This is a genomic window from Streptococcus sp. Marseille-Q7087, assembly GCF_965111935.1.
The window spans coordinates 317740-330748 of sequence record NZ_CBCOPJ010000001.1; the positions used below are offsets into that span (position 1 = coordinate 317740).

The window sequence follows — 13009 nt, forward strand, 5'->3', positions numbered from 1 at the left end:
GCTAATAATATGATTATCTTATGGAGGAAAGCAGATGTTGAAACCATTAGGAGACCGTGTGGTCTTGAAAATTGAAGAGAAAGAACAAACAGTCGGAGGTTTTGTCCTCGCAAAATCAGCCCAAGAAGAAACGAAAACAGCTACTGTAGTGGCTACTGGACAAGGTGTTCGTACCTTGAGCGGTGAGTTAGTCGCTCCAAGTGTAAAAGTTGGAGATCATGTTTTAGTTGAAGCTCATGCGGGTATTGATGTTAAAGATGGGGATGAAAAATACCTCATCGTGGGTGAAGCTAGTATCTTGGCAATCGTTGAAGAATAGAAGGAGAAAGTAAGTATGGCAAAAGACATTAAATTTTCATCAGATGCTCGTTCAGCTATGGTACGTGGTGTTGATATCCTAGCTGATACAGTTAAAGTAACCTTGGGGCCTAAAGGCCGTAATGTTGTTCTTGAGAAATCATTTGGTTCACCATTGATTACCAATGACGGTGTAACCATCGCTAAAGAAATCGAGTTGGAAGACCATTTTGAAAATATGGGAGCCAAATTGGTGTCAGAAGTGGCTTCTAAAACCAATGATATCGCTGGTGATGGGACAACTACTGCAACAGTTTTGACCCAAGCTATTGTTCGTGAAGGGATCAAAAACGTTACGGCTGGCGCAAACCCAATCGGTATCCGTCGTGGGATTGAAGCAGCGGTTGCTGCAGCTGTAGAAGCCTTGAAGAACAATGCTATTCCTGTTGCAAACAAAGAAGCGATTGCGCAGGTCGCTGCCGTTTCATCTCGTTCTGAAAAAGTTGGTGAATACATTTCTGAAGCCATGGAAAAAGTTGGTAAAGATGGAGTTATCACTATTGAAGAATCACGTGGAATGGAAACAGAACTAGAAGTCGTAGAAGGAATGCAGTTTGACCGTGGGTATCTTTCACAATACATGGTTACTGATAATGAAAAAATGGTTGCAGACCTTGAAAATCCATACATTTTAATCACTGACAAGAAAATTTCAAATATCCAAGAAATCTTGCCACTTCTAGAAAGTATTCTTCAAAGCAGTCGCCCGCTCTTGATTATTGCAGATGATGTTGATGGTGAAGCTCTACCAACCCTTGTTTTGAACAAGATTCGTGGTACTTTCAATGTAGTCGCTGTTAAGGCTCCTGGTTTCGGTGACCGTCGTAAAGCAATGTTGGAAGACATTGCAATCTTGACAGGTGGTACCGTTATTACTGAAGATCTTGGTCTTGAGTTGAAAGATGCTACTATCGAAGCTTTAGGTCAAGCAGCTAAAGTGTCTGTTGATAAAGATAGCACAGTCATTGTTGAAGGTGCAGGAAATCCTGAAGCGATTGCTAACCGTGTAGCTGTCATTAAGTCTCAAATCGAAACAACAACTTCAGAATTCGACCGTGAAAAACTCCAAGAACGCTTGGCTAAATTATCAGGTGGAGTAGCAGTTATCAAGGTCGGTGCTGCAACTGAAACTGAATTGAAAGAAATGAAACTCCGCATCGAAGATGCTCTTAACGCTACTCGTGCAGCAGTAGAAGAAGGTATTGTTGCAGGTGGTGGTACTGCCTTAGTGAATGTCATCCCAGCTGTTGAAGCTTTAGAATTGACAGGAGATGAAGCAACAGGACGTAGCATTGTACTTCGTGCCTTGGAAGAGCCAGTTCGCCAAATTGCCTACAATGCAGGATATGAAGGTTCAATTGTTATTGATCGTTTGAAAAATGCAGAAGCTGGTACAGGCTTCAACGCTGCGACAGGTGAATGGGTTAACATGATTGAAGCAGGTATTATCGATCCTGTTAAGGTTAGCCGTTCAGCTCTTCAAAACGCAGCTTCAGTTGCAAGTCTTATCTTAACGACAGAAGCTGTTGTAGCTAACAAGCCAGAGCCTGTAGCACCAGCTCCAGCTATGGATCCATCAATGATGGGTGGTTACTAAGAAATAAACAAAAACAGGTAGAAAACTGATTTCTACCTGTTTCTTTTGAATCACTTAAAAAGAGGGAGCCCAGCTTCCTCTTTTTTTATCTGAAAATGTTATGGTTTGATGACTTCAGCTCCACCCATGTATGGACGAAGAACTTCAGGAATAGTTACAGAACCATCTTCGTTTTGATAGTTTTCAAGAATTGCAGCAACGGTACGTCCAACAGCAAGTCCAGAACCGTTCAAGGTGTGGAGAAGTTTAACCTTACCATCTGCTTCGTCACGATAACGGATTTGGGCACGACGTGCTTGGAAATCTTCTGTATTTGAACAGCTTGAGATTTCACGGTAGGTATTTTGTGCTGGGATCCAAACTTCCAAGTCGTAAGTCTTAGCAGCTGAGAAGCCCATATCTCCTGTAGAAAGAGCAACTACACGGTATGGCAAGTTGAGTTTTTGAAGGATGTTTTCAGCGTTAGCTGTCATCTTTTCTAGTTCTTCGTATGATTCTTCAGGTTTAGCAAATTTCACCATTTCTACCTTGTGGAATTGGTGCAAACGAATCAAACCACGAGTATCACGACCAGCTGAACCAGCTTCAGAACGGAATGATGGACTCATAGCAGTAAAGTAGATTGGCAAGTCTTTTCCTTCAAGAATTTCATTACGGTAGTAGTTAGTTAGAGGTACTTCAGCGGTAGGAATAAGGACATAATTAGTGTCTTTCAATTCAAAAGTATCATCCTTAAATTTTGGATAATTTCCGGTACCAAACATAGAATCATGGTTAACCATGTAAGGGGTGATGACTTCAGTATAACCTTCCTTACCATGCTCATCTAGCATAAAGTTGTAGATGGCACGTTCCAAGCGAGCTCCGAGGCCTTTATAGAAGAGGAAACGAGCTCCAGTGACTTTTCCACCACGTTCCCAGTCAAGAATACCAAGGTCTTCTCCGAGATCCCAGTGGGCTTTTGGTTCAAAGTCAAACTCACGAGGAGTTCCCCAACGGCGAACTTCTACGTTATCATCTTCGTCTACCCCAATAGGAACACTGTCAGCTGGGATGTTTGGAAGAGTAGTGGTAAATTCTGTCAATTTAGCATCGATTTCAGCTAATTCTGCATCGAGTGCTTTGACTTCGGCAGATAGGGTTTGCATGGCAGCAATCTTATCATCGGCATTTTCCTTGTTGCGCTTAGCTTGAGCAATTTCAGCAGAAACCGTGTTACGCTCTGCCTTGAGGGTTTCAACCTTGACCAAGATGTCACGACGTTTAGCATCGATTTCTTTCATCTCGTTCAAGATAGCAGCATCTACACCACGTGTAGCCAATTTTTCTGCGACAGCATCAAAGTCTGTACGAATACGTTTGATATCTAGCATATAAACTCCTTTATGAAAAAAGCACACCTGTCAAAACGTTGGAGTGGCAGAGCCACGGTTCCATCCAACTTCACAGGTGTGCACTTGATTCTGTATTTGATTTAAAACAACGGTAGAATTTCACCTATCTCTCCTATCTGCTCGCAGCATCCGCAGACTTTCTGGAAGAAGAGGATAACCTACTTATCCGTTTCTATGATTATACTAAACTTTCTATTTTTTTGCAAATAGATTTTTGATTTTACGACCGATGATTTGGAGTAATGTTGGAAGCTTCACAACCTTTTCATTTCCGATTTTTTCCCGAGCAATTTTAAGAATTTTTCCGGAGTCTTTTGAGGCAAAGAGGAATTTTCCTTGGTCAGTGAAGACTTCGAAATGACGACTGACCTTGCGCCTAGAGACATTGGCTCCGATTTGATGAACGCTGGACCATGGAATCTGAATGTAATCCTCAACATTACGGTCTGCGTAAAATTCTAAAGCCTGATCTCCAACCAGAAATTTTCCAACCTTTCCTGAAATGGAAAGATAGGAGGTTCCAGTAGTTTGTAGGTCAACGACTTTGTTAAGAGATTGTGCCATCTTTAGTCTTCCTTACTTTCACCAAAAAATGCCTGGTAAAGAGCCTTGATGGCTGCTTTCTCTTGGTCTTTGTGGACAACGAACATGATAGAAACTTCGCTAGACCCTTGGGACATCATTTGGATGTTGATATTATTTTCAGACAAGGCGCGAGTAGCAGTAGCAGTTACCCCGATATGACGCTTCATCTTCTCACCAACGATCATAATGATTGAGAGATCATGTTCAATTTCAGCGTGGTCTACCTCTGCTTTTTGAACAAGTTGACGAAGAATTTCTTCTTCTTTGATAGGAGTCAATTCCCGTGAACGTAAAATGATTGACAAGTCATCGATACCAGTTGGCATATGTTCCCAACCGATATTTAAGTCTTCAAGGATTTGAAGAACTTTACGACCAAACCCGATTTCACGGTTCATAAGGTACTTAGACATATTGATGCTGACAAAGCCAGAGTCACCTGCGATTCCTACTACTGGGAATTTATCGCTACTATGTTGTAGTACGATACGAGTTCCGGGATGGTCAGGGTTATTGGTGTTCTTGATAACCAAAGGAATTTTCCCGCGATAGGCAGGCAAGAGAGCTTCGTCATGGAGCACTGAGAATCCTGCATAGGCCAATTCACGCATTTCACGGTAAGTCAATTCAGGAATTGAGTGTGGTTTGTGAATAATACCAGGGTGAGCCGCAAAAATCCCATTAACATCAGTAAAGTTCTCGTAAAGGTCTGCTTTAACACCAGCAGCAATGATAGAACCTGTGATATCAGATCCTCCACGGGAGAAGGTACAGATTTGATTTTCTTTTGTGACACCGAAGAATCCAGGAATAACAAGGACTTCTGTACCGTTATTGAGTTCCTCGATTTTATCATAGCTTGAAGGAATGATACGTGCATTTCCAGGTTCGCTCGTAACAACGATACCAGCTTCTCTAGGATGAACATAACGCGCCTCCAAGCCATTTTGGTTAAAGTAGGCTGCAATCAACTTGGCATTGTTATTTTCTCCAGCTGCTAGAAAGGTATCATAGAGAAACTTATTATCTTCAATTGGAAGAGTAGCTAGAGAGCGAATGCTTTTTGAAATTTTATCTAAAACGGCTGGTTTAAGATCTAATTCACTAACCATAGCAGCATAGCGATCAATAATCCAGTTCTGGCTTTTGCTAATATCATTTCCAGCTACATAGTCGCGGTAGTATTTAATCAAGGCATCTGTAACTTTAGTATCTTCAGAATTGCGTTTACCAGGGGCAGATACAACCACAAAACGACGTTCTGGGTCACTTTTGACAATATTTAAAACTTTTTCTAATTGACTAGCAGAGGCAAGTGAACTTCCTCCAAATTTTACAACCTTCATAAGAACTCCTCAGTTAGTATTTTATACGATTATAGCAGAAAGAAGGGCTTTTTTCAATCTGGAATACGAAAGGGTTATCTTATAAGAGAGCTGTATCCATAAGGTTAGAAACTTTTCTTTCGAAATCGGCTGATACACTTTTAATCGATTTTTGCTTGTGTAAATAGAAATAAAAAGATATACTTTGAAGATAAAATAATTTAATCAGCTTTTTAAATTAAAGGAGTGACTATGAATCATATTATCTTTCAAATTCAAGACGATTTAGCGGTGATTACATTAAATCGTCCCGAGGTGGCAAATGGTTTCCATATTCCTATGTGTGAAGAAATTTTAGAAGTACTGGAATTAGCTGAAAAAGATGATTCAGTTTCATTTATTCTAATCAATGCTGCTGGTAAGGTGTTTTCTGTCGGTGGAGATTTAGTTGAAATGAAACGTGCCGTTGATGAGGATGATATTGCTTCCTTAACTCGAATTGCTGAATTGGTCAATACTATTTCTTATAAGATTAAACAGATTCCTAAACCTGTTATCATGGAGGTGGATGGAGCAGTTGCTGGAGCTGCAGCCAATATGGCCTTGGCAGTTGATTTTTGTATCGCATCTGACAAGTCTAAATTTATCCAGGCTTTTGTAGGTGTAGGATTGGCTCCTGACGCAGGCGGGTTATTCTTACTGACAAGATCGCTCGGTGCAACTAGAGCAACTCAATTAGCTATGACAGGTGAAGCTTTCACTGCTGAAAAAGCAATGGAGGCAGGAGCTCTATATCGTCTATGTACTAGTGAACAATTAGAAAAAACAAGAGAACAATTGTTGAAGAAGTTGAGACGTGGTTCTTCAAATTCTTATGCAGCAATTAAGAAGCTTGTTTGGGAGAGTGAGTTCAAGCGGTGGCATGAATACGCCCAACTTGAATTGGAGCTACAAAAATCACTATCCTATACGGAAGATTTTAAAGAAGGTGTTCGGGCACATTCTGAAAGAAGACGTCCAAAATTTGTCGGGAAATAAAAAATACTTGCACTATTCTTTGAAGTTTGATATACTTTTCTTGTCAAATGTTTTGATTATTAAACTTTTTTTGGTAAAGGAGGGAAGAGAAATGGACTACCAACAAGTCAATGACTATTTAACATCAATTTTTAACAACGTCCTAGTAATCGAGGAAGTAAGTTTGCGAGGTAGTCGTTTCAAAGACATCTCTATCAAAGAAATGCACACGATTGATGTTATCGGTAAGTATCCAGAAGTGACTCCAAGTCAGGTGTCCAAAGAGTTGATGGTAACTCTAGGGACTGTGACAACGAGTTTAAATAATTTGGAACGAAAAGGATACATCGAACGTATCCGTTCAGATCAAGATCGTCGTGTAGTACATCTGCATTTGACAAAGAAAGGTCGCCTCGTTCATCGTCTTCATAAACGTTTCCATAAGGCCATGGTCGAAAGAATTATCGAGGGCATGAGTCCTGAAGAGATTGAAGTTATGGGAAAAGGGTTGACTAATCTTTATCACTTTTTGGAGGATTTGAAGTAATGGCTTTTGCAAAAATAAGCCAGGTCGCTCATTATGCTCCAGAGCAGATTATCACTAACGAAGACTTGGCTCAGGTCATGGATACGAGTGATGAATGGATCTCAAGTCGGACAGGGATTAAAGAACGTCATATTTCTAAAACAGAATCAACAGGAGATTTGGCTACAGAGGTTGCAAAGCAACTTATAGACAAGGCAGGGATTTCTGCTGAAGAGCTAGATTTTATTATTCTTGCTACTATGACACCTGACTCGATGATGCCATCAACCGCAGCTCGTGTTCAGGCAAAGATTGGCGCTCATAAGGCTTTTGCCTATGATTTAACAGCCGCTTGCAGTGGATTTGTTTTTGCCCTATCAACTGCAGAAAAGTTCATTTCTTCAGGAACATATAGCAAGGGTCTGGTTATCGGTAGTGAGACCATGTCAAAATCTTTGGATTGGTCTGACCGCTCAACAGCTGTCTTGTTTGGAGATGGAGCTGGTGGTGTACTACTTGAGGCAAGTGACCAAAAACATTTCTTAGCTGAAAGTCTCAATAGCGATGGTTCTCGTGGTGAGTGTCTCACTTATGGACAGACAGGATTGATTTCACCATTTTCGATTCAAGAAGAACCAGATGTTTTCTTGAAAATGGATGGGAGAGCAGTTTTTGACTTTGCAATTCGAGACGTGGCTAAATCTATTAAACAGACCATCGAAAAAAGTCCAATATCAGCAGATGAACTCGATTATCTCTTGCTTCATCAAGCTAATATTCGAATTTTAGATAAGATGGCTAGAAAAATCGGTGTCGATCGTGACAAACTTCCTGCTAATATGATGAAGTATGGAAATACCAGTGCGGCAAGTATCCCGATTTTACTTTCTGAGTGTGTAGAAGAAGGGCTCATCCATTTGGATGGTAGCCAAAAAATTCTCTTGTCAGGTTTCGGTGGAGGTTTGACATGGGGCACACTTATTGTTACAATTTAGGTAATCATGTGGTGATCACATTGTTATAAAAAACTATTTATTTTAAAGGAGTCTATCATGGCAGTATTTGAAAAAGTACAAGAAATTATCGTTGAAGAACTTGGAAAAGATGCATCAGAAGTAACACTTGAATCTACTTTTGATGATTTGGATGCAGATTCATTGGACTTGTTCCAAGTAATCTCAGAAATCGAAGACGCTTTTGATATCCAAATCGAAGCTGAAGACAACTTGAAAACAGTTGGCGACTTGGTTGCTTACGTTGAAGAGCAAACTAAATAATTAGAATAAATAAAGAAGGAGTAGGGGAAACCCGCTCCCTCTTGTTTAGGTAATAGTTTGACAGTCAAATTATAATAAAGTCGAACTATTACGTAAGCAAGACTTATGGAGGCAATATGAAAACACGTATCACTGAACTATTAAATATTAAATATCCTATCTTCCAAGGTGGAATGGCCTGGGTGGCAGATGGCGATTTGGCTGGAGCTGTTTCAAAAGCTGGTGGTCTCGGTATCATTGGTGGAGGAAACGCACCTAAAGAAGTGGTTAAAGCCAACATCGATAAGATTAAATCTTTAACAGACAAGCCTTTTGGTGTCAATATCATGCTCTTGTCTCCATTTGTTGATGATATTGTTGACCTCGTTATTGAAGAAGGGGTTAAGGTAGTCACAACTGGTGCAGGAAACCCAAGTAAATATATGGAACGATTTCATGAAGCAGGAATCACCGTTATTCCTGTAGTTCCTAGCGTAGCTTTGGCTAAACGTATGGAAAAAATCGGTGCAGATGCTGTCATTTGTGAAGGTATGGAAGCCGGTGGACACATTGGTAAATTAACAACCATGACCTTAGTTCGTCAAGTTGCGGCGGCTGTTTCAATTCCTGTTATCGCTGCAGGTGGTATTGCAGACGGTGAGGGAGCTGCTGCTGGATTTATGCTTGGTGCGGAAGCTGTGCAAGTAGGAACTCGTTTTGTAGTTGCTAAAGAATCAAATGCTCATCCAAACTACAAAGCTAAGATTTTAAAAGCTCGTGATATTGATACAACTATTTCAGCACAACATTTTGGTCACGCAGTTCGTGCCATCAAAAATCAATTGACTCGTGATTTTGAGCAAGCTGAAAAAGATGCCTTTAAACAAGAAAATCCAGACTTAGAAATCTTTGAACAAATGGGCGCTGGAGCCTTAGCTAAGGCTGTTGTCCATGGTGATGTAGATGGCGGTTCAGTAATGGCCGGTCAGATTGCAGGTTTGGTATCTAAAGAAGAAACAGTTGAAGAAATCTTAAAAGATATCTACTATGGTGCAGCTGAGAAAATTCAAAAAGAAGCCGCTCGTTGGGCAGGAGTTACAAGAAATGACTAAAACAGCCTTTCTATTTGCAGGTCAAGGAGCCCAGTACCTTGGAATGGGACGTGAACTATACGACCAATATGCTATCGTCAAGGAAACAATCGACCAAGCTAGCCAAGTCTTAGGTTATGATCTTCGTGACTTGATTGATAACGATGAAACGAAGCTAAATCAGACTCGTTACACACAACCAGCTATTTTGGCTACATCCGTTGCCATTTACCGACTACTAAAGGAGAAAGGTTACCAACCAGATATAGTGGCAGGCCTGTCTCTTGGTGAATATTCTGCCCTTGTAGCTAGTGGTGCCTTGGATTTTGAAGATGCGGTGGCTCTAGTTGCTAAACGTGGTGCTTATATGGAAGAAGCGGCACCTGCTGGGTCTGGTAAAATGGTAGCCGTACTCAATACTCCAGTTGAAGTTATTGAACAAGCTTGTCAAGAAGCTTCTCAACTTGGTGTTGTGACTCCAGCTAACTACAATACCCCAAGTCAAATTGTTATTGGTGGTGAGGTGGTTGCTGTGGATCGTGCAGTTGAACTCTTGCAAGAAGCAGGAGCAAAACGCTTAATTCCGCTAAATGTTTCTGGACCTTTCCATACAGCTTTATTGGAATCTGCTAGTCAAAAATTAGCTCAAGTCCTAGAAGATGTTGAGTTTAATGACTTTGCTTATCCACTTGTTGGTAATACAGAAGCAAAAGTCATGGAAAAAGAACGAATTGCAGAACTCTTGACTCGTCAAGTTAAGGAACCTGTGCGTTTTTATGAAAGCATCGCAGTCATGCAAGAAGCTGGTGTAACTCGTTTTATCGAGATTGGCCCTGGGAAAATCTTGTCTGGATTCGTCAAAAAGATTGATAAAACTGCTCAACTTGCTAATGTGGAAGACCAAGCAAGTTTACAAGCACTCTTAGAAAACTAGACCAAAATGGTAGAAGTTCTGAAAGGAGAAAAATGAAACTAGAACAGAAAAATGTCTTTATTACAGGCTCAAGTCGAGGAATTGGTCTTGCCATTGCTCATAAATTTGCCAGCTTGGGAGCCAACGTTGTCTTGAATAGTCGTGGTGAAATCTCCGAGGAGCTTCTAAACGAATTTAAACCTTACGGGGTGAAGGTCCTTGCTATTTCTGGTGATGTTTCTGACTTTACGGATGCAAAACGAATGGTGGACCAAGCTATTGAAGGGCTAGGTTCAGTTGACGTCCTAGTTAATAACGCCGGGATTACTCAAGACACTCTCATGCTGAAGATGACAGAAGAAGATTTTGAGAAGGTCTTGAAAGTCAATCTAACGGGAGCCTTCAACATGACGCAAGCAGTCTTGAAGCAGATGATAAAAGCTCGTGAAGGGGCCATTATCAATATGTCCAGTGTCGTTGGTTTGATGGGAAATATCGGTCAAGCGAACTACGCTGCATCTAAGGCTGGTCTAATTGGATTTACCAAATCAGTAGCACGTGAGGTAGCCAACCGTAATGTACGTGTCAATGCCATTGCGCCAGGAATGATCGAATCTGATATGACTGCAGTCCTATCTGATAAGGTAAAAGATGCCATGTTGGCACAAATTCCGATGAAACAATTTGGTCAAGCTGAGCAAGTGGCAGAGGTCACAGCCTTTCTTGCAAGCCAAGATTATCTAACGGGACAAGTCATTGCAATTGATGGTGGACTTACCATGCAATAAGAGTTAAAATAGAGGTATGAAAATGAAACTAAATCGAGTAGTAGTAACAGGTTATGGATTAACATCTCCAATTGGGAATACGCCAGAAGAATTTTGGAACAGTTTAAAGAATGGAAAGATTGGGATTGGTGAAATCACCAAGTTTGATCACAGTGCTTTTGACGTCCATAATGCAGCAGAGATTAACGATTTTCCTTTTGACAAATATTTTGTAAAAAAAGATACCAATCGTTTCGATGATTATTCTTTATATGCCTTGTATGCAGCTCAAGAAGCAGTAGACAATGCAAATCTTGACGTAGAAGCACTTGATAAAGACCGCTTTGGTGTCATCGTTGCATCTGGTATCGGTGGAATCAGAGAAATCGAAGACCAAGTCCTCCGACTTCACGACAAAGGACCAAAACGTGTTAAACCATTAACACTTCCAAAAGCCTTGCCAAATATGGCTGCAGGAAATGTAGCTATGCGCTTTGGTGCTAATGGTATCTGTAAATCTATCAACACAGCTTGCGCTTCTTCAAATGATGCTATCGGAGATGCCTTCCGTTCTATCAAATTTGGTTTCCAAGATATCATGTTAGTTGGTGGATCAGAATCTTCAATTACTCCATTTGCAATCGCTGGTTTCCAAGCTTTGACTGCTCTTTCAACAACAGAGGATCCAACTCGTGCTTCTATTCCATTTGATAAAGACCGTAATGGATTTGTCATGGGTGAAGGGTCAGGGATGTTGGTTCTTGAGAGCTTAGAACATGCTGAAAAACGCGGAGCAACTATCCTAGCTGAAGTTGTCGGTTACGGGAATACTTGTGATGCCTACCATATGACTTCACCACATCCAGAAGGTCAAGGTGCTATTAAAGCTATCAAACTTGCTTTGGAGGAAGCTGAAATCACACCAGACCAAGTAGCTTATGTCAATGCTCACGGTACATCAACTCCTGCTAATGAAAAGGGAGAAAGTGGTGCTATCGTAGCGGTTCTTGGTAAGGAAGTACCTGTATCTTCAACCAAGTCATTTACAGGACACTTGCTCGGTGCAGCAGGTGCAGTTGAAGCTATTGCAACAATTGAAGCAATCCGTAACAACTATGTTCCAATGACAGCTGGAACAACAGAAGTGTCAGACTACATTGAAGCAAACGTTATTTATGGACAAGGCTTGGAACATGAAATTCCTTATGCTATCTCAAATACTTTTGGATTTGGTGGGCATAACGCAGTTCTTGCTTTCAAACGTTGGGAGAATAAGTAAAAATGAATTTAAATGAAATCAAAGACTTGATGGCACAATTTGACCAGTCGAGCTTGAAAGAATTTTCTTATAAAAATGGAACGGACGAGTTGGTCTTCAGTAAGAATGAAGCGAAACTTGTGGCAGAAACAAGTCCAGCACCTCAACCTGTAGTTCCAGCAGCTGTACCTACAGTTGCACCACAAGCTCAAACTACACCAGCTGTAGAAGCAGTTTCAGAATCAAGTGCTAGTGAATCTGTAGCTGAGGGGGACCTTGTAGAAAGTCCACTTGTCGGAGTTGCTTACTTGGCTGCCGGACCAGACAAACCTAATTTTGTTTCAGTTGGTGATACTGTTAAAAAAGGCCAAACCTTGGTCATCATTGAAGCTATGAAAGTTATGAATGAAATTCCAGCACCTAAAGACGGTGTTGTAACAGAAATTCTTGTTGAAAATGAAGAAATGGTTGAGTTTGGGAAAGGCTTGGTACGTATCAAATGATTGATATTCAAGGAATTAAAGAAGCTTTGCCTCACCGCTATCCCATGCTCTTAGTGGATCGTGTCTTAGAAGTTAGTGAAGATACAATTGTTGCCATTAAAAATGTGACGATTAACGAACCTTTCTTCAATGGTCATTTTCCTCAATACCCAGTTATGCCTGGAGTCCTCATTATGGAAGCCTTGGCTCAGACCGCAGGTGTTTTGGAATTGTCTAAACCTGAAAACAAAGGGAAACTTGTCTTCTATGCTGGTATGGATAAGGTTAAGTTTAAGAAACAGGTTGTTCCTGGTGATCAGCTTGTCATGACAGCAACTTTTGTCAAACGTCGTGGCACAATCGCCGTAGTAGAAGCGAAGGCAGAAGTAGATGGTAAGCTTGCAGCAAGCGGTACTCTAACCTTTGCTATTGGAAACTAGG

The 13009-nt window shown here is 40.9% G+C and carries 15 protein-coding genes; 12 read left to right on the forward strand and 3 right to left on the reverse strand.

What is annotated here, in order from left to right; translation table 11 throughout:
• Positions 1-34 precede the first annotated feature (34 nt).
• Both groES and groL read left to right on the forward strand, forming a co-directional pair.
• Complete coding sequence (groES, locus tag ACWPVF_RS01705) at positions 35-319, forward strand: co-chaperone GroES (RefSeq protein ID WP_045614485.1); 285 nt, start codon at positions 35-37, stop codon at positions 317-319.
• A gap of 15 nt (positions 320-334) precedes the next feature.
• Positions 335-1954 carry a chaperonin GroEL gene (gene groL / locus ACWPVF_RS01710; protein ID WP_454384317.1) on the forward strand — a complete coding sequence of 540 codons (1620 nt, stop codon included), beginning with the start codon at positions 335-337 and terminating at the stop codon, positions 1952-1954.
• 98 nt (positions 1955-2052) lie between these two features.
• Here the strand turns inward: groL and serS are convergent, their stop codons facing one another.
• The 3 genes from serS to ACWPVF_RS01725 all read right to left on the reverse strand — a co-directional run bounded on the left by serS (position 2053) and on the right by ACWPVF_RS01725 (position 5279).
• On the reverse strand, positions 2053-3327 hold the full coding sequence (gene serS, locus ACWPVF_RS01715; protein WP_454384319.1) for a serine--tRNA ligase: 1275 nt from the start codon (positions 3325-3327) through the stop codon (positions 2053-2055).
• A gap of 213 nt (positions 3328-3540) precedes the next feature.
• The gene (locus tag ACWPVF_RS01720) at positions 3541-3912 is read right to left on the reverse strand and encodes a DUF956 family protein (RefSeq protein ID WP_454384321.1); all 372 of its coding nucleotides are present in this window, start codon (positions 3910-3912) and stop codon (positions 3541-3543) included.
• Positions 3913-3914: 2 nt separating this feature from the next.
• A complete protein-coding gene (locus tag ACWPVF_RS01725) occupies positions 3915-5279 on the reverse strand; it encodes an aspartate kinase (RefSeq protein ID WP_045614477.1) in 1365 nt (454 codons plus the stop codon).
• Positions 5280-5510: 231 nt separating this feature from the next.
• Here ACWPVF_RS01725 and ACWPVF_RS01730 point away from each other — a divergent pair, with 231 nt between their 5' ends.
• The 10 genes from ACWPVF_RS01730 (at position 5511) to fabZ (ending at position 13008) form a co-directional block, all read left to right on the forward strand.
• Positions 5511-6296, forward strand: a complete 786-nt coding sequence (locus tag ACWPVF_RS01730) for an enoyl-CoA hydratase (protein WP_045614474.1) — start codon at positions 5511-5513, stop codon at positions 6294-6296.
• A gap of 91 nt (positions 6297-6387) precedes the next feature.
• A complete protein-coding gene (gene fabT / locus ACWPVF_RS01735; RefSeq protein WP_004251873.1) occupies positions 6388-6822 on the forward strand; it encodes a fatty acid biosynthesis transcriptional regulator FabT in 435 nt (144 codons plus the stop codon).
• Positions 6822-7796, forward strand: a complete 975-nt coding sequence (locus ACWPVF_RS01740; protein WP_454384323.1) for a beta-ketoacyl-ACP synthase III — start codon at positions 6822-6824, stop codon at positions 7794-7796. The genes fabT and ACWPVF_RS01740 overlap by 1 nt, the downstream gene beginning before the upstream one ends.
• Before the next feature lie 57 nt (positions 7797-7853).
• Positions 7854-8078 carry an acyl carrier protein gene (locus ACWPVF_RS01745; protein WP_000257840.1) on the forward strand — a complete coding sequence of 75 codons (225 nt, stop codon included), beginning with the start codon at positions 7854-7856 and terminating at the stop codon, positions 8076-8078.
• Positions 8079-8194: 116 nt separating this feature from the next.
• Positions 8195-9169, forward strand: coding sequence for an enoyl-[acyl-carrier-protein] reductase FabK (gene fabK / locus ACWPVF_RS01750; RefSeq protein ID WP_004251880.1), 975 nt, complete (start codon positions 8195-8197; stop codon positions 9167-9169).
• A complete protein-coding gene (fabD, locus tag ACWPVF_RS01755; RefSeq protein WP_454384325.1) occupies positions 9162-10082 on the forward strand; it encodes an ACP S-malonyltransferase in 921 nt (306 codons plus the stop codon). Before fabK ends, fabD begins: the two co-directional genes overlap by 8 nt.
• Before the next feature lie 32 nt (positions 10083-10114).
• Positions 10115-10849, forward strand: coding sequence for a 3-oxoacyl-[acyl-carrier-protein] reductase (gene fabG, locus ACWPVF_RS01760; protein WP_049494243.1), 735 nt, complete (start codon positions 10115-10117; stop codon positions 10847-10849).
• 22 nt (positions 10850-10871) lie between these two features.
• The gene (fabF, locus tag ACWPVF_RS01765) at positions 10872-12107 is read left to right on the forward strand and encodes a beta-ketoacyl-ACP synthase II (protein ID WP_454385777.1); all 1236 of its coding nucleotides are present in this window, start codon (positions 10872-10874) and stop codon (positions 12105-12107) included.
• Between the two features lie 2 nt (positions 12108-12109).
• The gene (gene accB / locus ACWPVF_RS01770) at positions 12110-12589 is read left to right on the forward strand and encodes an acetyl-CoA carboxylase biotin carboxyl carrier protein (protein WP_016466758.1); all 480 of its coding nucleotides are present in this window, start codon (positions 12110-12112) and stop codon (positions 12587-12589) included.
• Positions 12586-13008, forward strand: a complete 423-nt coding sequence (gene fabZ / locus ACWPVF_RS01775; protein WP_000565515.1) for a 3-hydroxyacyl-ACP dehydratase FabZ — start codon at positions 12586-12588, stop codon at positions 13006-13008. The genes accB and fabZ overlap by 4 nt, the downstream gene beginning before the upstream one ends.
• Position 13009: the final 1 nt, after the last annotated feature.